The following is a 20823-nucleotide window of genomic DNA, read 5'->3' as shown; positions in this document are numbered from 1 at the left end:
ATGAGTTTATTTGAGCGTAAACCGCAGTTATTGGCTTTCTATCAACGCTTGATTCAGGACGATGACGATTTGTTTTCCGTTGATGATATTCGTCAATTGAAAGAACGCGCTGCTATCTTTGATAAAGAGCAATTCAATATCGTGATTGCTGGGCGCTTTTCTGCTGGAAAATCATTGCTCATCAATCGCGCTTTTTTACAAGCAGACATTCTGCCGTATAAAAATCGACCCACGACTTGTCATCCGGTGTATATCCGCTATCACGAGAGCAAACGCTTAACGCTGGGCGCTGCGGATGGACGCACTGATTGTGTGACCGGAAATGATGACGCAATTAAAGATGCGTTGAATCAATATGTCGCGCTGTATGGCAATGACCCTGATCGCTATCAAGAAATTGAATTAGGCTGGCCGGATGCAGAGTTATTACAAAAGGGCGTGGTGTTGGTGGATACCATCGGCACGGAAGACACCGAGGAGCGTTATATTCAGCAGACGTATCGGGAAATGGAACGCGCTGCGGCGGTGCTGTTTTTAACCAACGTGCAGCAAGCGGGGACGGATTCGGAGAAGGTTTTAATTGAAAAATACCTGTCTCAGACTGGTAAAAAACTCTTTTTCGTGCTCACGCAAGCTGATGTCCGTTCTGAGGAAGAGCAAGCCGAAGTATTGGCTGATTTTCGGCGTCGGTTTCATGGCTTTTTTGCCGAGCACGGAGTGCGCGTTGAAGAGCGCATCTTTCTCACTTCTGCCAAGATGGGAACTGGGCTGGCGGAATTGCGGCAGCGATTGATTGAATTCGTCGCCAATGATCGGTTTAAGGAATTGCTGCAACAGCACGGGCAACAATTGCGCGGCGTATTGACCAGCAATAAGAGCCAGATTGAACTCCGTTTGAGCGATTATCAGGCTAAAAAATCTGGCGATGAAGTGCAGTTGAAAAAAGCCTTGCAAGCGATTGAACGGCTCGAAGAAGAATTGAATCAACGCGCCAGCCAGTTCGATGATATGAAAGACAGTTTGATTGAAGATGCGATTGATCATCTTCGTAGTGAATGCGACCGTGTTCAAGACCGCACTTTGCGCGATCTCAGTCGAATAGATACCGCTAATGAATTACAAGCAGGTTATCAAGATTTGGTGGATGAATTGGCGAAAGTTGTGGATAAAGTGGTGCGTACTTTGGCGCGTCGCATTAGCGAAGAAATCGGTAAGCGCCTGCGTCAAGGTCGCCCGCAATTGGAGACAGACGTTTGGGAACAACGCCTGACAGGAATTGGTATTAGTGGCTGGAAAATAGGCGGTTATGTGGCACACACTAGTGCTGCATCAGGTGTTTTGCTTGCTGGTTATGGTGGATTGCAATCGCTTTTAGCAATAAATACGGCAGCGAATACCGGCGCTTTAGTTACCTTGTGGAATGGGTTGGTTGGTGGTGGCGCTGCAGCGACAGCGACCATCGGGCTTCCTTTTATTGCCGGTGGTACAGCTTTAGCAGTGGCTGCGTATGGTATCGCTCAATTGTTTAAGAAAAAGCATTTAAGCAGCCAGCGCACTGAATGTAAGGAGCAGATTAAAAAGCTCATCAAAGAAATGCAAAAGGACATTGCACAACGTATTGAGCAATACACTGACACCCAAATTGAGTCGCAATTAGACGCGCTGCGGCGGGAAACCACGCAACAGCGGCAACATTTGCAAAGCACCATTCGGGAGATCAGTTTAGACAATCTGAACCGTCAGGTCTTGATTGCAGAAAAACAACGGCAAGCATTGACTGATTCTCTTCAACAATTACAACGTATTTGCACGGTATAACATGACAGACCATCATATTGATCCGCGTTTTCGCAATGAACCCTACGGTTATCATTTAGACATCAATCCGCTGTATGGCTATCGGGAACAATTGCGCACGATTTTAGCAACGGTACAACCACATCAAGATTTGCTCAATCGCATTGATGCAGTGTTGAAAAGTTTTGATGATCCCATGCGCGTGGTGGTGGCCGGTGGTTTTAATGCTGGTAAATCAACGTTTTTGAATGCGTTGGTGAATCAACGCATCATGCCAACTAAAGCGGTGCGCAGCACTTGCACCGTAAATTTATTGCAAGGTGGAACACGGCGGGAACTCGTTATTCATCGCTGTAATGGACAGCTTGAACAGCGGTCTTATCAAAATGAAGCGGATGCGCAGCAACAGATTGATGCGTTAATGAAAACTGAGCATAAAACTATTGCGCAAATTGCCGTCTGCTGTCCCAATCAATCGTTTTTAGAACGCTTTACGTTAATTGACACGCCCGGCTTAGATCATAATGCACGAGATAGCGCAGCCAGTGCGGCAGAAGTTAAAAATGCTGATGCGTTGATTTGGGTGTTACATAATAAGGGCGCGGAAAAACTCGATTATGAGCAGATTGTGCAATTTCGCACCGCCAATCCCGATAGTCCGGTGATTTTGATTTTGAATCAGGTGGACGCATTAGAATATGATGAATTGCGCGATGCGTTAACTGCAACGCAGAATAAATTGAATGCACATGTCGCAGTAGTGTTGCCGCTGTCGGCAAAGTTGGCAAGTGAAGGGCAAGCAGAAAAGAATCAAACCAAACTAGATGCCAGCTATTTCTACGATTTGCGCAATTATTTACAGCACTACCTGTTTGATCAATATCGCACGTTGCAAGAGAAGATTCGTTTTCAACGCTGCAGCCAGCCGTTAATTGCCGAGTTGCAACGCTTTTTTAATGATGTTGCCGCGCAACAGCAATCAAATGCGCCGATTATTATCAATCATCGCTATCAAGATTTAGGTGATGGTACTGTGATTGATATTCTAAACAATCTGCAATGGATGCGTTGCGCATTAGGGCAAACTTGGAACGGTAAAACCTGCACCGAAGAAGCAAAGACATTCACTTGGGAAGGTGCAAAAGGAGCCGCAAACAGCACTCATCATGCTGGGCATAACGATTGGCGTTTGCCAACGGGAGTTGAATTAGGAAAGCTAGTTGTTCATGGACAAAACCCAACCATTGATCAGCAGGCTTTTCCGAATACGCCAAATTCGCGGTTTTGGTCAAGTTCCCAGAGAGATGAAGGTGTTTTCACAACAAAAAACAAGTCGTATTATGTAGAATTTAATGATGGTGGTATCGACACCGCAAAAATGGATGATACAAATTACGCTCGTCTTGTGCGCGAAACGGTAGCTCCAATTGAACAACGCTATCGAGATTTGGGCGATGGTACGGTATTAGATACGCAAACTGGTTTGCAATGGATGCGCTGCGCTTTAGGGCAAACTTGGGACGGAAAAACTTGTGTTGGTAAGGCTAGAAAATTCGACTGGAGTGACGCGAATAAGGCAACTATTGAAAATCGTTATCTAGGCTACAGTGATTGGCGGCTACCAACGATTGATGAATTAAAAACATTGGTGATCAAAGAACAAAAACCAACAATTGACCAACAAGCTTTTCCGAATACGCCAAGTTCGTGGTTTTGGTCGGGTTCTCCGTCCGACGTCTCGAACTACGTGTGGTATGTGTATTTCTACAATGGCTACCCCAGCAGCAACTATCTGGGCAATGGTTACCACGTTCGGCTCGTTCGCGGTAGACAGTGATTTTGATTCTTTTGATTTTTAGCAATCGTAGGTTGGGTTGATGCAGTCAACCCAACATAACCAACCGCTCAGGCATGAAAAAACCGCCCCAATTTTTTAATGACGGTTCAATTTAATCGTATTGACGTTGATGCACGTTGTTGGGTTGCTAATCAAAGCACGGTTTTTTGAAATGCAGAGTGACGAAATTACCTTGGATTGTGTTGGCGATTTTCCATGAGTGGATAGACTTCTTTGCGGTGGCAAATACCAAGAATGAGGATTTCTTGTTTGTCAATCCGAAAAACAATACGGTAATCGCCAACCCTAAGTTTCCAATATCCTTTTAGTGTTTTGCGTAAGGGTTCACCATAATCTTGAGGTGCCACCATCAGGCGGGTTTCAATGGCTTGTTTCAAACGTTGATGCACATTGCTATTGATTGCCGGAATATCTCGTTTTTTGACATCTGGATGATAAATGATAGAAAAATTCATTTTCAGTTCCAAACATCTTCATGAGTCAACGCTTGAGAGCGATCAAAACTCTGCTCTCGTTCCGTAGCCAAATCAGTCAAAGCGCGATCTTCACGAATATCAAGCGCCTCCTTCACCAAATCGCGCATCAACATTGATACAGAAATTCCTTCGTCTTCAGCGAGGTCTTGAAGAGCAATATAAAGCGGTTTTTCAACGACGACGTTGATTCTCGGATTTTTTGTGGGCATTGGTTGCGCTCTTTAGTGTTTGTGGTCAAATGCTGTGAGCTTATCGTTCAATGAATTATTACAGCGACTAGGTATCCAGCCATGAATACGATGATTTATCGAGGCTATACTGCTCATGTTGAATATGATGAGCGTGATCAAATTTTGTTTGGGCGCGTTCTTGGTATAAAAGCAATTATTGGTTTTCATGGTGAAACAGTTGCTGAGTTGCGCCAAGATTTTGAGAATGCAATTGATTTTATGATTGAAGATTGCCATAAAAATGGTAAAAACCCTGAGCAACCTGTTGATGGAAAAATAATGCTGGATGTTCCGCCTGAAGTTCACGGTGCGGTATTAGTTGCAGTACAAACCGCAGGAACAAGTCTTAATCAATGGGCTGCAAAGGAACCGCTGATCTATTTAATGTTCTCCACGTTGCCTTTTTAAAAGCATATTTTTATAGAGGGGATATTAAATAAATAGTTTTTGCTTTAGTGATTCAAAATAGTCAACCTCTTTATTAGGTAAAATTAAGGTACTCTTATGCTGTGAACTCTATATTAGGCTTTTAACAGCGCCTTTTTTGCTATTAAGAGATTAGCCAGAGCAAACAAAGTTTGTAGTTGCGCAGTGTTTTTCGCAAGCCCTTTATAACGTACCTTACGGTGCATAAATAGATTTTTAATAATGTGAAATGGATGTTCAACACGCGCGCGTATTTGCGCCTTAATTTTTTCAATCTGTTGCGTGAGATTTTTCAACAAACCATCATCCATTTTTTCAACTTTAGAACGTTTTTCAGCGATATTCCAACTGACCACTTTTTCATTAAATTTGTTTTTAACTTTTTCGCGTTTATCTGCACCAGTGTAGCCAGCATCACCAAAAACTTTTTGTTCTTGACCATGTAAAATGTTTTCAACTTGAGTGACATCATGCTCATTTGCCGCCGTGCCAACCACGGTATGCACTAACCCAGAATTAACGTCAACACCAATGTGTGCTTTCATTCCGAAATACCATTGATTTCCCTTGCGAGTAGAATGCATTTCTGGATCGCGTTCTTTTGCTTCGTTTTTTGTTGAAGAAGGGGCATTGATAATGGTCGCATCAACGATTGTCCCTTGATTTAACAACAATCCTTTCTCGCGTAAATGCGCATTGATTGTAGAAAAAATCACTGTAGTCAGTGCATGACGTTCGAGTAAATGGCGAAATTTCAACAGTGTTGTTGCATCTGGTACCGCTTCAACACTCAAATCAATACCTATGAATTGCAGTAATGATTGACTATCGTAAATTGCATCTTCCAGTGCCTCATCAGCAAGATGATACCATTGCTGTACAAAGTACATCCTTAACATCCGCTCTAATCCTATTGGCGGACGACCACGCTTACCTTGACTATCAGGGTAGTAATAAGGTGTCAATGCTTTAACCAAAGTTGACCATGGAACAATTTTTTCCATATCATTGAGAAAACGTTCACGGCGCGTCGTTTTCTTTTTTGCTAAAAATTCTGATTGTGCAAAAGAAAATTGTTTCATGCTGGTATCATATTTACATTACGACTGATGCCTATTTTATCATTTAGATCGCAACGATGCTGGCTATTTAATCAGTGTTTCCCAAAGGTATTTAAAGAAGCTGTGGAGCATGAACTTTATACACCGTAATCAATTCAATTGTGCTCTTTTATTAAAAAAGCGCCTATTGATTAAATCCGCTCAACCATCATATTCAAAAGGGTGTAGAAACTATCAACTACGGCAGAAATGCCTTATTATCATCTTAGAACCCAATGTCATCACCATAAATCTATGACCATTAACATTCATCCACATGCGCTCACCAGAATGAAGGAACGTGGCGCGACCAAACAAGAAGTGATTGAAACTGTCAATTCTGGTGAACGCTTCCCAGCTAAATTTGACAGAATTGGTTTCCGTCGCAACTTTCCCTATGCCAGCGTTTGGCGTAACCGAGAGTTTGCCACAAAACAAATCGAAGTCTTTGCGGTTGAAGAACAAGGCGACCGGGTAGTCATTACCGTCATCGTGAAATACTTTTAGAGGATTGATAAATGCGCGTTGAATATGATCCACAATACAACATTGCTTATTTACGCTTTCTTGATACCCAAGCCGAAGATTTGCAAACATTGCATCTCAGTGAAGAATTGAACATCGATTTAATGCCTGACGGACGCCTTTATGGAATTGAACTACTCAATGCCAATGAACAGCTTTTCCGTCAAGATGCTGGACAGCTTTTAGTGAACAATCGCCAGACTGGACAAATGCAATCAATTCTTGTATTTGATTTTGTGTAAACCCATGCCGTGCTTCGCTTGAAACAAGCATTAAAATCTGCAATCCATTACGGGGATTTTCACATGACTGCGCAATACTACGAAGCCGTTGCTGAACTTCCAAAAACCATTGCTTACAATTACAGCTACCGCTAGAAATACCAACGGGAATAGTGCACATGGCGATTAGTTTTAAACCGACATCCAATAATCAAGCGACCGGTGACAGCATTAAAAAGTTGTTTTCTGCAATGCCATTTTACTATTCATCATGCCCTTAAAGTTATTACATCCACGCCATTGGGTAAGTTGGTTAGGCGTAGCAATTATTTATCTGTTGGGGCGCTTGCCATTTCCATTGCTATGGGCATTTGGTAGCTTCATCGGCGGATTGAGTTATTTATTTGCTGGATCGCGGCGGCGAATAGCGCGGCGCAATTTACAATGCTGTTTTCCAACGCTCAGTAACATCGCCCGCGAGTACCTCTTATGGAAGCATTTTATTTGGCTTGGTGTTGCAGTATTAACGCAAGGTGTGCGTTGGGAGATTTCACCGGCGCGAGTACGGCGGCTGGTGCATATTCGCAACCAATCAATTATTGACACCTATCTTACTGCTGATCGTCCGATCATCTTATTAGCACCGCATTTTATTGCATTAGAATTAGGTGGCGCGGGATTAACTGCATTGGTACATCCATGCGTTCACATGTATCAACGCCTCCGCAATCCCGTCATGGATTGGCGAGTACGTCGCGCCCGTTGTCAATTCGGCAGCATTCCCATTGAACGCAGCGATGATTTACGCGGTTTAATTCGCATCATTAAAGCGGGTACGCCATTTATTTATTTGCCAGATCAGGATGCAGGGCGACGCGGGATTTTCGTTCCTTTTTGTGATCAGCCCGCTTCAACCGTACCAATGCTAGGACGCTTCGCAGCGAAAACAAATGCCGTTGTTATTCCAACAATCACTCGGTTTTTACCTTGGGGACGTGGTGTCGAATTGTGTTTTTATCCGCCATTAGAACAATTTCCAAGTGGCGATCAAATTGCCGATACAACACAAATGAATCAAGTTATTGAAGCACATGTGCGCGATTTACCGGCACAGTATTTCTGGGTGCATCGTCGCTTCAAAACCCGTCCAGATCATTTATCGCCATTATATTATGTAAAACGAAAACGCTAATGGAAAATTTTTGTATTAATCCCAGTCTAAGCAGTATTTTTTCAAAAAATGGGAAATTAAATTTCATTAGTAAATGGCGTGACTGGTTATTAGGCGCAACATTTTTATTGCTATTGCTAGCAGCAGTACAATTCACAATTGGTTGGGCAACGCTACTCGCACCATGGCGGGAATTATCGCCTTGGCTACTCGCTTGGCTATTCGCATTAACCGCACTTAGTTATGGATTACGCGCTGTGCGTATGACGGATTATTTCCGCCAACAATTTGCCGGAAAATTTGCGGTTATGTTGCGCTTAACAATTTTTCACAATGTCGCTAATAATTTATTACCCATGCGCAGTGGTGAATTGGTGTTTCCGTGGTTAATGCGGCGCTATTTTGGATACGAAATACTGGATGCTGCTGCCGCCTTAATTTGGATTCGATTATTTGATCTGCATTTTCTCGCACTAATTGCTATTGTTATTCTCAATTTACGTCAGCCGTCATGGATATGGTGGCTGTTAGCGGCACTATGGATTGCAGGATTAACCCTATTAAAATTTTTCAACCAACTGCATCGTTTACCACAATTAAGCAGTACTGGGCGAATACAAAAATTAATCAAACAAGTCTTGCAAACTGCACCAAGTGAATTGAGTTTAATTGCACGGATTTATTTATGGACAGCGTTAATCTGGAGCTTAAAATTCGCTGCCTTTGTGAGTTTGCTAAGATTCTTTTTGCCGCTGGATATTTGGCAATTATTAACTGGCGTGATGGGTGCGGAATTGTCTAGTGTGTTGCCGTTTCATGGCATCGCTGGCAGCGGCAGTTATGAATTGGCAGCAGTAGCTGCATTGATGCCGCTTGGAATTGAGCCTAAACTGGCGTTGGCTGGTGCAGTCAATTTGCATTTATTTTTATTGGGAAGCACGTTAATTCTAGGTGCACTCGCATTTCTTCTAAAAAAACCATCACCGAATTGTTGAGGAGTTATTTTGTGTTGCGTGGATTGCCAATTGTATTGATACTTTGGGTATTAATGTATACGCATCTCACTGAATTAGCTGATGTTTCAATTGCATTACTGCATTTGGAACGTGCCAGCGCATTTGGCGAAGCAGTTTATTTTTTCTGTTACGAAGTGCCTAAAGTACTGTTATTACTGATCGGCATCGTCTTTATCATGGGGATCATTCAAACTTTTTTCGCACCAGAACGTACTCGTGCACTGCTTGCTGGACGACGACTTGGTATTGGTAATTTAATGGCAGCCAGCCTTGGTATTGTGACGCCATTTTGTTCCTGTTCAGCAGTGCCATTATTCATTGGTTTTGTTACTGCGGGAGTGCCATTGGGTGTAACCTTTTCATTTCTTATTTCTGCGCCGATGGTAAATGAAGTCGCGCTGGCACTGCTGTTTGGATTATTCGGATGGAAGGTTGCAGTGCTCTACTTAGGAATGGGGTTGATTATCGCTATTGTTGCAGGAATTATTATTGGCGCATTACGAATGGAAGGATATTTAGAAGATTGGGTTCGTGCAATTCATTTTGGCGATGTCGCAACGCAGGATTACACCAATTTTATTTGGTCACAACGAATTGCTGCGGGAATAAAACATGTCCGCGAAATTGTCGGACGTGTATGGCTATATGTGGTGATCGGTGTTGGATTAGGCGCAGTTATTCACGGCTATGTGCCAGAAGATTTTATGGCTGCGTTGATGGGACGTGATGTGTGGTGGGCGGTTCCTATGGCAGTAATACTTGGTGTGCCAATGTATAGCAATGCTGCCGGAATTATTCCCATTGTTGAGGCGTTAATTGGTAAAGGCGCAGCGCTTGGTACGACCTTAGCGTTTATGATGAGCGTGATTGCGTTATCTGCGCCGGAGTTATTGATTTTGCGCAAGGTGCTAAAATGGCCATTAATTGCCACTTTTGTCGGGGTGGTTGCTACTGGCATTTTATTGGTTGGTTATGTTTTCAATTGGGTTTTATAACGGAGCAATGACATGAAAAACGTCAAAATTCTTGGTACGGGTTGCCGCAATTGCCAAACTACACGCAATTTAGTCGAAGAAGTGGCGAAAGCGAAAGGCGTGATTATTGAATTAGAAAAAGTGGAGAAAATTGAGGACATCATGCGCTATCGCATTCTGGCAACGCCGGGCGTGGTGATTGATGGAGTGGTGGTGCATTCTGGCGGAATACCGGAACGCGGAACAGTTGAACGTTGGTTTGAATGAATCGCTATTTTTTAATGCACTCGCGCCCAATCAAATGCCGCACCAGGATCAGTTTTGCGTCCGGGTGCAATGTCACTGTGACCAACGATGCGCTCAGAAGTGATTGCTGAATAGGTGCTGCGCAATTGCACAATGCTCGTATTCAGCGTTTGATATTGTTCATCCGTAAACGGCATATCATCCGTTCCTTCTAATTCAATCCCAATTGAATAGTCATTACAGCGTTCGCGCCCTTGAAAACACGATTTTCCTGCGTGCCATGCTCGTTGTATAAAGGGCACGTATTGAATGATCATTCCGTCGCGGCGAATCAGTAAATGTGCGGAAACGCACAATTGTGCAATCGTTACAAAATACGAATGCGCAGCAGGATCAAGCCGATTGAGAAAAAAGTCATCAATCCAATTCCCACCAAATTCGCCCGGCGGTAGGCTGATATTATGAATTACTAATAGATCAATCACGGTATTCAGCGGGCGTTGATCGTAATTCGGTGATAGGTGGCGCTGCGCGGTCAATAGCCAGCCGTCAGCGTCAATGGCGGAATGAAATGTCATTATAAATTATTCGGTTGAATGGAGAAAAACCAGTGTTGCGCCAAGCTGCTGCTGGAGCCATTCGCGGATTTGATGGCGAGAACGAGCGCCGCTGAATCGCGCTATTTCCAGACCGTAATGAAACAACATCACGGTCGGAAAACCGCGCACCTGATAGCGCCCAGCCTCGCGCATATTATCGCCTTCATCTACCTCCAAAGTGGCGAGGTGAATTTGACCGTTGAGATCGGCAATTACGCGCTCTAATTGCGGTGATAAGGCGCGGCATGGCGCACACCAATCCGCCCAAAAATCCACGAGAATCGGACGCTGATGTGATGCTTCCAATACGGTAGTAGTGAAGTTTTCGGTGGATACTGCGAAGATGTCAGGATGTGTGGACACGACAAAAATACTCCAAAGCTAATCGACGACAATACGGATTAGTGTTCTCAAAATTGGACGCGTTTGCCGTCATGCAATTGAATTTTTTATTCACAGTAAACCCGAATTGAAACCACATGATAGGCATTACAATTTCAATTGCGTTTTTGTTTGTAGCTGGAAAAATCAATACCTGAATAAATATGCCCTAAGTGATATTTTAGCATTTATGATATCGTTAGCAATGTAAAAAAAGCGCGGAATAAAATTCCGCGCTGTTGTTCTGTCATTTAGATTAACCATATTCGCACTAAATTGGCAATATGATCAAATCAATTTAATTAGCTACCCAAGTATTTTCATCTTCAGCACACAGACCCCGACCACCTCTGTATTCAACATCCATTAACATCGTGCGGACACCATCTGTGGTAACGCTGAATGGTTCGCGTAAATCGCGGGGTGCCCAATCACAAAAGGTGGTCATTCCCGGGTTAGCGCCACTGATTGGCACTACGTTGTAACACAAAAATAATCGCGCCATATTCGCCAATGCGTCTGGTACTGCAAAAGTTGCATATCCTGCTGGAAGTGTTGTCGGATCGGGATTATTTACCCAAAACGTTGGTATCAATTTAATTACACTCAACTGTCGATTGTACGGGGGACCAACCATTACTGCGCCCATTAAACCGCCATCGTGAGTGCAATCATCGCGCAATAACGCACCACCAAACACATTCACATGATCATCAGCCAATAGATATTTGCCAACATCTCGCGGTTGCTCAGAATTACCGACACCATTACCCGGAAAAGAATCAAAATCATGTCGATGATCAGGAGGACTCGCCTGTACATTCGCAAAGACTAGCCCAAGTGCTAATCCTACCGCGCAGGAAAACTGTGTTTTCATTATTGCTGCCTCTCTATTTAACGATAGACGCTCAAGTTGAGCTGTAACTAACCGTGCCATATTAGTCAAATACGACCGATATATTCTAACGCCTATTTAGTAAATGCGTAAAGCACATGATGCGTTATGTGCGCAAACGAAGCTGGTAATAACGCGAGATCACTTCCCCGCTCCTTCCACAATTACAATTTCATCAGGTGTCAATTCGTACAGCGCATACACCAATTGATCTATTTCCCGTTCCAAGGCGCTGGTGTCCGCTTTGGGATTCTCTGATTTGGCGACAAGGATTTGGTTAACTAATTTAATGATTGGCTCTTGTTCATCTGGAGCATCAAAACTACGTTTGGGTAAAAGTAATTCTTCAACGTGTGTCTTTTTTACTTGAGCAAGTGCTTCCCCCTTTTCTGGATTGATAAAAAAATAAATAAAATCTGTAAATTTTGAGTTTAAAATACCCAAAACAAAAAGTAAGTCTGTAGAATTTTTTGGCAAAATAATGTGTAAATTGTCTCTACCTACAACGCCTGAATTACAAAGAGTTGAAATAATAGAATCACTAGTTTGACGAACAAAAATTTTAACAGGTGCTTCAAATATAGATGAATCGCGTGGCGCAGCAAGCCACTCTCCATACTTAATCCAATAATCGTTATTCCAGAGCGTGACATAACGTTGGATAAGACTACCTCTCAGAAGTGGCATCCAATTAGCACCGGATGGCTTCGAGCCTTCAACAACAAAAGGTTTTTCTCTCATAATTTGCGCAGTTTGAGGCGGTTTCCCTTTTCCCTTTTCAAAGGGTTTAACCCCGTTATACACGTCTGCAACAGATTTCAAAACTACGCCTCTTTTTTTAATTGTCTGAAAAAGATTTTGATGGGTTGGAGGAAAAATTACATTGATTGCATTACCATCTTTTGGAACATTTGCCCAAGTGAGATTGTGTGCAAAACGAATTCCAACTGGCTCAAAAAAGAAAACTGGAAACCCAATGCCTTCTTGAGGTGTTGATTTTTTGAAAACGAATACATTTGTGTCAACGACAGCAGCAAATACTTTTGTTTTAATAACAAGAAGACCAAGCCACTGGAAATGAGATACTAAAAACCTTCTAAATTTTTGAAAGGTAAGCGATGGCAGCCATGTGTTAGGAACAATGTAAATAATTACACCCTGATGACGCATCAGTTCATAACCTTTTTCTACAAATAGCATATAGCTTTCGGGAGGATTGCTTTGGTGTTTATAAATTTTTAGGAGCCAAGCTCGTAATTCAGGTGAAAACTTTGCACCATAAGGCGGATTTCCAATCACCACGTCAAACCCGCTTTTCTGATGAAATACTTCTGAAAAGTAAATCTCAAAATCAAACTCTGCTTTACCATTCGTTAGCGTGTGAATAATGGCATCAATCTGTAGCTTATACTGATCTTTCTGCTGCTTGTCTGCCGCATTAAAATAAAGCGGTTTTAATTGTTCAAGCTCACGGAATGCTTGCTCATTAAACAGCGTTTTTTCCACACCCAACAATGAATTGCCGCACACAATTTTATAAGACAAATTCGGCAACGGCTTGATGTGCTGCACGTTATCTTCATCCACCACCAGCGATAACCACAGCCGCAACTTAGCAATATCAACTGCGCCCGGATCAATATCAACTCCGTATAAACACGATTGAATGGCATGGCGTTTGAATTGATACGCGCCGCGCTCGGTAGCGTCATTAAAATACGGCGTCAATGCCGAACGAGCGCGGACAATTTCACTCATCATCCCCACCGGAAATGCACCCGAACCAACCGCCGGATCACAAACAGTAATATCCGCCAATTGCTGATCAATTTGCCGCGCCTGTTGTTGAATCGCCAGCGGCATTTCGCGCCCCGCATACTGCGTTTTAACCGTTTCATAATGCGCCAATTGATCGCCCAGCCGCACCAGCGTTTCCAAATCATCACGCGGCACGTTTAATTCCAATTCAGTCAAGCGCGTATCCAGATAATTAATTAAACTTTCCTGACACATATAATGCACGATTTCACGCGGCGTATAAAAAGAACCCAATCCTTTACGGCGATTATCTTCAATCAGATTTTCAAACACCTTGCCCAACATTTCGGGATCAATCGCCACGTCTTTTTCTAACGGCGCTGATTCAGTGATGGTGAAATTGTAGCGATCAAACACATCTAAAATGCCGGTGCCAACGTCGCCATTAGCCGCCTGCTCGGTATTCGTAAATAACCGATTGGGCAATAAAATATCCACCGTTTGCCAATGGTAATCGCCTAACGGCTCAAATAAACCGCCATTCAAAAAGGGAATACGGCAGTTGAATTGCGCACACCACGCAGCATGACCGCGATCAGTAGCGAGCGTGTCATAAAACAGCGGTTCAAGAATGTCATTAAAAAAATTGGTGTAATCATCGCGCTGCGCGAGACGGCGCAAAAAATCTGCTGGTCCCGCGCCCCAATTGTCATCTTGTGCCACACCGAGCCAGCCTTTCTTTTGCAAAAAGTATAAAAACACAATTTGCCCTAATAACTTTTTAACAAAATCTAAAGCGTTAATCTGCTGCCGCTCGAATTCATCGCGCAACAATTGCGCTTGCGCTAATAGTTGCGTCAACGCCTGTTCTAATTCACTACACAGCGCCGCGTATTGCTTGAAAAATTCTTTCGTGACCGCCTCAACACTAAACGCATCTTCAATCTGCGCCAAGGTCGGCGCGAGCCGCGTTTCCTGTAATAACGCAATAAAACGCGATTGCGCCGTGTGGCAACTTTCATTTGCACCCACGAGATAAGAACTGCGCCGCGCTGGGGTTAATTGCGTTTTAATTCCAACCGTACCAGCGACCGTTTCAACGGCACTGTATTCCATTTTGACGTAAGACAAGCGCCATTGCGCTTCTGTTGGTGAAACAAACGCCACCAATGCTGCATCTTTTTCATCGCGCTGTTTAAGATGATCGGCAATAAAATTGCGCAGCGCCGTCCGGGTGCGTTCTAATTTTGCATCATGCGTCAAGTGAACAATGAGCACATCTAATTGATCGCCGTCTGGCGCAGTGTAAGTACCGAGCCGTTCATAGCGGGCAACATGCGACTTGAAAGCATCTTTGATATAAACCGTATTCCACAGCGCAGCTTTATGTTCATCAAAATTGTTATTCAACACATTGCGCGTGAATTCCAAAAATTTCACGCGATTAAAAGCGTGGGAAAATAGATTGGCAATGTAAGTGCGTGCTTGTTGTGGGTTCATAGTTGTTTCATCAAATAAGACGATAAAATCACTTCACGCAGTGCTGGTGGGTGATTGATGGGAACAAAGCGGTTGAATTGTAGCAATTCTGCTTGAATCTGTTCGCGCAGCACTGCCAGCACCCGCAACGGAGCAAAATTCTCTTGTCGTTTTAATGCAGTTGCCACTTTTTTAGCCGTTACTTTAGGCAATAAACCATCTTCTACAAGGCGAATCACTTTGCCAATTAACGCTTCATCATCAGTGGTGAATTGCGGGCAATGCCGCACCGCTTTATCTTTTAAGCGTTTCACAATATAACTATCATATTGATGATCCGATTGCAACGCTTTCATGTGTTCAATATCAATTATGGTGGCAGCCATCCATGCCGCTTTATTTTGCTCCAGTAAAGTATAAAAACGCTGCGGAATGTGATGGCGCAGTTCATGCGGATCAGTCGGTTTTAGCAACGTCGCCGCAGTGATAAAATCTAATTCAAACGTTGCGACGCCAGTGCCACTGCTGAGAAAAAACTTATCCAATTTGCCTTGTCGAAAATAATTCAACACCGCCGGAACTGTTGGCACTGCGGTGCTTGACACTTGCCGAGTTGAGCGGGCTTTTTGTGGCAAGCGTTTGATCCGCGCAAACAACTCGGGCTGCGTATCTCGCACGGCGCGAATTTCCGTTAAAAACTGCAATTCAGATGCCGCATTGTCATCTTCACCCGTGAGCGTTTGTTTTGAATTCCAGCGCGTAAAAAGATCGTGCGACACGATGTCTTCATTTTCTGTAAGCAGCCGCGCATCAGCACCGAGCATCTGAATAAACGCATGAATTTTTGCCTCAGCCGCTTCACGCAGTTTGATTAAATCATTACTTTCATCAGTTGGAAAAAAGTTATAGGTATAAATCCGCTCAAATGTGGTATCTACGCGATTAACGCGCCCAACGCGCTGAATTAAACGGGTCGGATTCCAAGGAATATCATAATTCACCACGATATTGGCGCGGTGCAAATTGACGCCCTCAGCAAGCACTTCAGTCGTCACGAGAATACGGTAATCATCTTTGGGACGATAAAATTTAGCATCAAAATTAGCAATGACTTCTGCGCGGACGCCGGGCGCAGCGCCACCTGTCACCAACAATACTTTTGATTCAACCTGAGCGCGGATTTTTTCTGCTAAATCGGCGGCGGTTTCTTTTGATTCGGTGAAAATAATGATTTTGTTACTTTTAAGCAGCGCATTGTCATTCAGAATGGCGCAAAAGCAATCCCATTTAGGATCGCGGGTCATTTGTTGCCAATTGCTGTGAATATCCTTGAGCAGCGCCAAATCATGTTCCAAATCAATCTTAAACTCCGGTGTAAAATCGGCAGCCGCCAATTTTTCCGCTTTATCTTCATCCAGCAGCCGCTCAATTCCTGCTTCATCATCTGCATCCAATAAATCAAAAATTTTTGCGCTGTGTTTTTTACTAATAAATACATGCCCTTTATTAAATTCAATCATCACGCGTTCATAAGTCACAATAAAGCGTTCCAGCGTGGCACGAAATGCCGCAAAGCTGCTTTCAAGGCGCTTAACCAGCATTATTTTCATTAATTTAGCTAAATTGCGCTGGCTGTGAATGGCTTGCTCATCACGCTCGCCGTTGTAATATGCCAGTGGTGTATAGCGGGCATATTTGAACTCGTGAGTTAGTGTATAAATAGTCTGATTAAATACCTGCGATTCATTCGTATTAAATTGATAAAACAGTGGTTCGGGATCGGCAACTTCGGGAAATTTGAGACCTTGTTGGGCAAGATCAGCGCCGTAGTATTTGGCAATCTCGCTGCGGGTGCGGCGAATCATCAAGAATTTCAACACTTTTTCGCGGGTTTCTCGCGCATTATCCTGTACGATGCGCAAATACTCGGCGTGATCACTTTGACGGTCGAGGGCATCGAGACGGCGGCGCAACCGACCAAAGAAGGCTTCCAAATCGCGCACATTCGGAATGGTGCTGCGTTTACTCGGCTGGAACAGTTTGATTTGGCTCAAAATATCTTGTGGCGCATTATTCAGCGGCGTGGCCGACACCAGCACGACACGCTTGCCAAAACAAATCTGCGCTAATAGCGAATAACTTTGCGTGGTTTCACTGCGAAAACGGTGCGATTCATCAATAAATACCGTTGTGAATTTGCGCAAATCTTGTGTGCATAATGCCTCCAATTTACCCACTGATTCACACCGATAACCACGCACGCCAAAATCACGAAATACATTTGGCCATGCGCTAGGATTTTGCGCATCCAATAAATGCGGTGGCGCAATCACTAAACAGGGCGTATTGAGTTGCTGCGCCAGCAATGCCGCCATATAGGTTTTTCCTAAACCAACCACATCCGCTAAAAATACGCCGCCGTATTCATCCAAAATTTTATGCGCATTTGCCACCGCTTCTGCCTGATAGCGCAATGGCTTAAAACCGGGCGGCAAATTGCCATCCAAACTATCAATTGATAAATTCAGTTCGCCGCGAAAGTATTCGTATAACAATTTGAGATACAGCTCATAAGGCGTGATTGCTGCATAATGTGAATCTTGTTCAATGGTGGTGACATAATCCGCCGTCACATCCACCGCTTCTGTCCACAATTCATTAAACTTGGCGCGAGCAAATTCGTAATCAGAGCGATTTTTTAGTTCAACGTTAAATTCTAAATTATCCACTAAACCGGCAGCGGTAAAATTGCTGGAACCAGTAATAACGCGTCCGGCGTCGCGGTCGCCTTCCTTAAAGGTCATGATATAGAGCTTGGCGTGAATACGCCCCGACGGATATGCACGAATAGCTAATTTGCCGGATTTAATCCATTCCACAAAGTGCTGCACTCCGCTTTCAACAGCAGCACTCTCTTCTGCTTGCTGTAATTCGTGTAGAATTGCGCCGGGGAGATGTTGATGGACATAAGAATGAGATTCTAGCGCCAATTCCTGCTGCGCTTGCGCCGTTGCCAGCAATTGCAACACTGGTCGATCCGTATTGATGCCAATTAAAATCCGAATCTGTTCCGTATTTGCTAATGCAGAATGCAATTGATGAAAACCACTGATGAAAAAATAACCAACTAAACACTCAAAACAGCGTGGATGATCATTTAATAACACATTAAAGCGGTCGCGGAGATGTTGCCCGTGTTCATTGGTAATAAACGTCAAATCTGAGACAGTACTCATGCAGCGATTTCCTAAAAATAAACGACAATAGCGAGCAGTTTAGCCGGAAATCTGCACTGCAATCTGGAGCCGCTGCCCGTCCTGAGCTATCGTAGCTGTCCGCTGCCAACCATCAGCGGCATTTTTCCTTCCTATTGAGAACCACTGCTTATGTCCACACTTTCCACTCCTCGCTCGGCTTTTCCCGTTACGCGGCTGCGCCGGATGCGCCGTGATGATTTTTCGCGTCGGTTGATGCGCGAGCACACGCTTACTGCTAACGATTTGATTTATCCCGTATTTGTGCTGGAAGGCAGCAATCAGCGCGAGCCAATCGCGTCGATGCCCGGCGTGGAGCGCCTGAGCATTGATTTATTGGTAGAAGACGCTCGCACTGCCTATCAATTGGGAATTCCGGCGCTGGCACTATTTCCTGTGACGCCGTTATCGGTTAAATCACTCGATGCGCGGGAGGCATTTAATCCCAACGGACTGGCGCAGCGTGCAGTACGCGCAATTAAAAACGCAGTGCCGGAATTGGGGATCATTACCGATGTCGCGCTTGATCCATTCACCACGCATGGACAAGACGGTTTAATTGATGTCGCCGGTTATGTGATGAATGACGAAACGGTGGAAGTACTCGTACAACAGGCTTTATCTCATGCCGAAGCTGGCGCAGATATTGTGGCTCCATCGGACATGATGGATGGACGCATTGGCGCAGTGCGCACCGCATTAGAAGCTGCCGGTTATATTCACACCCGTATTCTGGCGTATTCCGCAAAATATGCGTCGAGTTATTACGGACCATTCCGCGATGCAGTTGGTTCAGCGGGCAATTTAGGTGCGGGCAATAAATACACTTATCAAATGGACCCGGCGAATTCCAATGAAGCACTGCATGAAGTCGCATTGGATTTAGCGGAAGGTGCGGATATGGTGATGATTAAACCCGGCTTGCCGTATTTAGACATCGTGCGGCGGATTAAAGATCAATTCGGTGCACCAACGTTTGTTTATCAAGTCAGTGGCGAATATGCGATGTTAAAAGCCGCCAGTTTGAATGGCTGGCTGAATGAAAAGGCAGTGGTTTTAGAGGCGTTATTATCAATGAAACGTGCTGGCGCAGATGGCATTTTGACGTATTACGCTAAAGACGTGGCGCGTTGGTTGGCGGAATAGACGAATTGGCAACGATGATGACCAATAAACCTTGGTGGACAATAACAACGGTGCTGCGTTTGTTGGTCGATGTCATCGCTGCCGAAGTGACGCGGGCGCGACCGGGGTTGCTCGGTGTGCGGCAGGCGCTGGCGCTGTTGACCGAAGCGCCGCTGCATTCTGACAGTCCGCAACTTGAGCAGGCGTTGGAGCGTTTAGATTTGGATTCGTTGGAGTTTCTTAATCTGGTGACGGCAATCGTGGTGCTGTTTCATCTCCACGAAACCGGTTTAGATCAACGTTTGATGACCTCACGGCGCTTGCGCGTGTGGGTCGATACCGTGCTGGAAAGTCGCCGTCACTGGGATGAAGCGATGAGCTTTTTCACTTCCGGTTCGACTGGACAACCGAAATTATGCACCCATCCGCTGGCGTGGCTGGAAGAAGAAATCAGCTTTTTTGCCAACGAGTTACACGACCGGCGGCAGGTGCTCAGTGCGGTTCCATTTCAGCATATTTACGGCTTTTTATTTGCCACGATGCTGCCTGCGCAGTTGAAAATTCCCGTGCACGATGTGCGTAACGCACTGCCGAGCAACGTACTGCGGCGAGCGCAGGCTGGCGATGTCATCGTTGGTCATCCGGCATTTTTTGATTTGGCGCTGCGTTCACCATTAACGCTCGCGCCTGATGTCACCGTCATTTCATCGACGGGGCATTGTCCGGCGAGTGTATGGCAACGGCTCGCTGCGGCGGGTTGTGCGCGGTGCATTGAGGTTTACGGTTCTTCGGAAACTGCGGGCATTGGACTGCGTGAAGCGGCTGGTGATCCGCTGCAATTACTGCCGCATTGGTCGCGTCCTGCCGATACCGTTGAACATCTCAGTCGCTACTTGCCAAACGGCGCAGTGGTGACGACGGCGTTACCGGATCAATTGCAATGGGTGGAAGCGCGGCAGTTTCAAGTGCTGGGGCGACGCGATGGCGCAGTGCAGGTCGGCGGCGTCAACGTGTTTCCGCAACGGGTGCAGGAGTGTCTGTGTCAACATCCCGACGTTATTGACGCGACGGTACGGCTGGCAAGTGCAGCGGCAGGCGGACGTTTGAAAGCGTTTGTCGTGCCGCGTGTCATTGGTGCAGATTCCGCACAATTTGCCGAGCACCTGCATCATTGGTTATCTGAACGACTCACCGCAGCGGAATTGCCACGCACCATTACAATTGGTGCTGAATTGCCGCGTTCGTCATTAGGCAAACTGATTGATTGGATATAAAAAATCGCTCGATTGTGC

Annotated in this window: 19 protein-coding genes; 11 read left to right on the top strand and 8 right to left on the bottom strand. The window is 44.7% G+C overall.

Going from position 1 to position 20823, the window contains the following annotated elements; translation table 11 throughout:
• On the top strand, window positions 1-1818 hold the full coding sequence (locus CXB77_RS14305) for a dynamin family protein (RefSeq protein ID WP_105074420.1): 1818 nt from the start codon (window positions 1-3) through the stop codon (window positions 1816-1818).
• A 1-nt stretch (window position 1819) separates the two neighbouring features.
• Window positions 1820-3634, top strand: a complete 1815-nt coding sequence (locus CXB77_RS14300) for a DUF1566 domain-containing protein (protein ID WP_105074419.1) — start codon at window positions 1820-1822, stop codon at window positions 3632-3634.
• 188 nt (window positions 3635-3822) lie between these two features.
• Here CXB77_RS14300 and CXB77_RS14295 read toward each other — a convergent pair whose 3' ends face one another.
• Together CXB77_RS14295 and CXB77_RS14290 are read right to left on the bottom strand one after the other, a co-directional pair.
• Window positions 3823-4110 carry a type II toxin-antitoxin system RelE family toxin gene (locus tag CXB77_RS14295; RefSeq protein ID WP_105074770.1) on the bottom strand — a complete coding sequence of 96 codons (288 nt, stop codon included), beginning with the start codon at window positions 4108-4110 and terminating at the stop codon, window positions 3823-3825.
• Between the two features lie 2 nt (window positions 4111-4112).
• A complete protein-coding gene (locus CXB77_RS14290) occupies window positions 4113-4340 on the bottom strand; it encodes a ribbon-helix-helix domain-containing protein (RefSeq protein ID WP_105074418.1) in 228 nt (75 codons plus the stop codon).
• 81 nt (window positions 4341-4421) lie between these two features.
• Here CXB77_RS14290 and CXB77_RS14285 point away from each other — a divergent pair, with 81 nt between their 5' ends.
• Window positions 4422-4769, top strand: a complete 348-nt coding sequence (locus tag CXB77_RS14285; RefSeq protein WP_105074417.1) for a type II toxin-antitoxin system HicB family antitoxin — start codon at window positions 4422-4424, stop codon at window positions 4767-4769.
• Between the two features lie 113 nt (window positions 4770-4882).
• Here CXB77_RS14285 and CXB77_RS14280 read toward each other — a convergent pair whose 3' ends face one another.
• A complete protein-coding gene (locus CXB77_RS14280) occupies window positions 4883-5869 on the bottom strand; it encodes an IS5 family transposase (protein ID WP_105072451.1) in 987 nt (328 codons plus the stop codon).
• A 273-nt stretch (window positions 5870-6142) separates the two neighbouring features.
• Here CXB77_RS14280 and CXB77_RS14275 point away from each other — a divergent pair, with 273 nt between their 5' ends.
• The 6 genes from CXB77_RS14275 to CXB77_RS14250 all read left to right on the top strand — a co-directional run bounded on the left by CXB77_RS14275 (window position 6143) and on the right by CXB77_RS14250 (window position 10061).
• The gene (locus CXB77_RS14275) at window positions 6143-6394 is read left to right on the top strand and encodes a DUF4258 domain-containing protein (protein ID WP_146108622.1); all 252 of its coding nucleotides are present in this window, start codon (window positions 6143-6145) and stop codon (window positions 6392-6394) included.
• Between the two features lie 11 nt (window positions 6395-6405).
• Window positions 6406-6654: a DUF2283 domain-containing protein gene (locus CXB77_RS14270; RefSeq protein ID WP_105072389.1), complete on the top strand. Its 249-nt coding sequence runs from the start codon at window positions 6406-6408 to the stop codon at window positions 6652-6654.
• A gap of 250 nt (window positions 6655-6904) precedes the next feature.
• Window positions 6905-7825 carry a lysophospholipid acyltransferase family protein gene (locus CXB77_RS14265; RefSeq protein ID WP_105072390.1) on the top strand — a complete coding sequence of 307 codons (921 nt, stop codon included), beginning with the start codon at window positions 6905-6907 and terminating at the stop codon, window positions 7823-7825.
• A gap of 107 nt (window positions 7826-7932) precedes the next feature.
• On the top strand, window positions 7933-8799 hold the full coding sequence (locus CXB77_RS14260; protein WP_242445302.1) for a lysylphosphatidylglycerol synthase transmembrane domain-containing protein: 867 nt from the start codon (window positions 7933-7935) through the stop codon (window positions 8797-8799).
• 11 nt (window positions 8800-8810) lie between these two features.
• On the top strand, window positions 8811-9815 hold the full coding sequence (locus tag CXB77_RS14255) for a permease (RefSeq protein WP_242445303.1): 1005 nt from the start codon (window positions 8811-8813) through the stop codon (window positions 9813-9815).
• Between the two features lie 12 nt (window positions 9816-9827).
• Complete coding sequence (locus tag CXB77_RS14250) at window positions 9828-10061, top strand: thioredoxin family protein (RefSeq protein WP_105072393.1); 234 nt, start codon at window positions 9828-9830, stop codon at window positions 10059-10061.
• 11 nt (window positions 10062-10072) lie between these two features.
• Here CXB77_RS14250 and ampD read toward each other — a convergent pair whose 3' ends face one another.
• The 5 genes from ampD to CXB77_RS14225 form a co-directional block, all read right to left on the bottom strand.
• Window positions 10073-10618, bottom strand: coding sequence for a 1,6-anhydro-N-acetylmuramyl-L-alanine amidase AmpD (gene ampD, locus CXB77_RS14245; RefSeq protein WP_105072394.1), 546 nt, complete (start codon window positions 10616-10618; stop codon window positions 10073-10075).
• A 6-nt stretch (window positions 10619-10624) separates the two neighbouring features.
• Window positions 10625-11002 carry a thioredoxin family protein gene (locus CXB77_RS14240; RefSeq protein WP_242445304.1) on the bottom strand — a complete coding sequence of 126 codons (378 nt, stop codon included), beginning with the start codon at window positions 11000-11002 and terminating at the stop codon, window positions 10625-10627.
• Between the two features lie 316 nt (window positions 11003-11318).
• On the bottom strand, window positions 11319-11897 hold the full coding sequence (locus CXB77_RS14235; protein ID WP_105072396.1) for a hypothetical protein: 579 nt from the start codon (window positions 11895-11897) through the stop codon (window positions 11319-11321).
• A gap of 159 nt (window positions 11898-12056) precedes the next feature.
• Window positions 12057-15173, bottom strand: coding sequence for an Eco57I restriction-modification methylase domain-containing protein (locus tag CXB77_RS14230; RefSeq protein ID WP_105072397.1), 3117 nt, complete (start codon window positions 15171-15173; stop codon window positions 12057-12059).
• Window positions 15170-18388, bottom strand: coding sequence for a helicase-related protein (locus CXB77_RS14225; RefSeq protein WP_105074416.1), 3219 nt, complete (start codon window positions 18386-18388; stop codon window positions 15170-15172). Before CXB77_RS14225 ends, CXB77_RS14230 begins: the two co-directional genes overlap by 4 nt.
• Before the next feature lie 150 nt (window positions 18389-18538).
• Between CXB77_RS14225 and hemB the strand changes: the two genes are divergently transcribed.
• Window positions 18539-19552, top strand: coding sequence for a porphobilinogen synthase (gene hemB, locus CXB77_RS14220; protein ID WP_105072401.1), 1014 nt, complete (start codon window positions 18539-18541; stop codon window positions 19550-19552).
• Window positions 19553-19566: 14 nt separating this feature from the next.
• A complete protein-coding gene (locus CXB77_RS14215) occupies window positions 19567-20805 on the top strand; it encodes an AMP-binding protein (RefSeq protein ID WP_105072405.1) in 1239 nt (412 codons plus the stop codon).
• The last annotated feature ends 18 nt before the right edge of the window (window positions 20806-20823 follow it).

The sequence above is a fragment of the Chromatium okenii genome, from assembly GCF_002958735.1.
GTDB lineage: Bacteria > Pseudomonadota > Gammaproteobacteria > Chromatiales > Chromatiaceae > Chromatium > Chromatium okenii_A.
The sequence above is the reverse complement of the archived record's forward strand: the minus strand, read 5'-3'. Positions and strand labels throughout refer to the sequence as shown.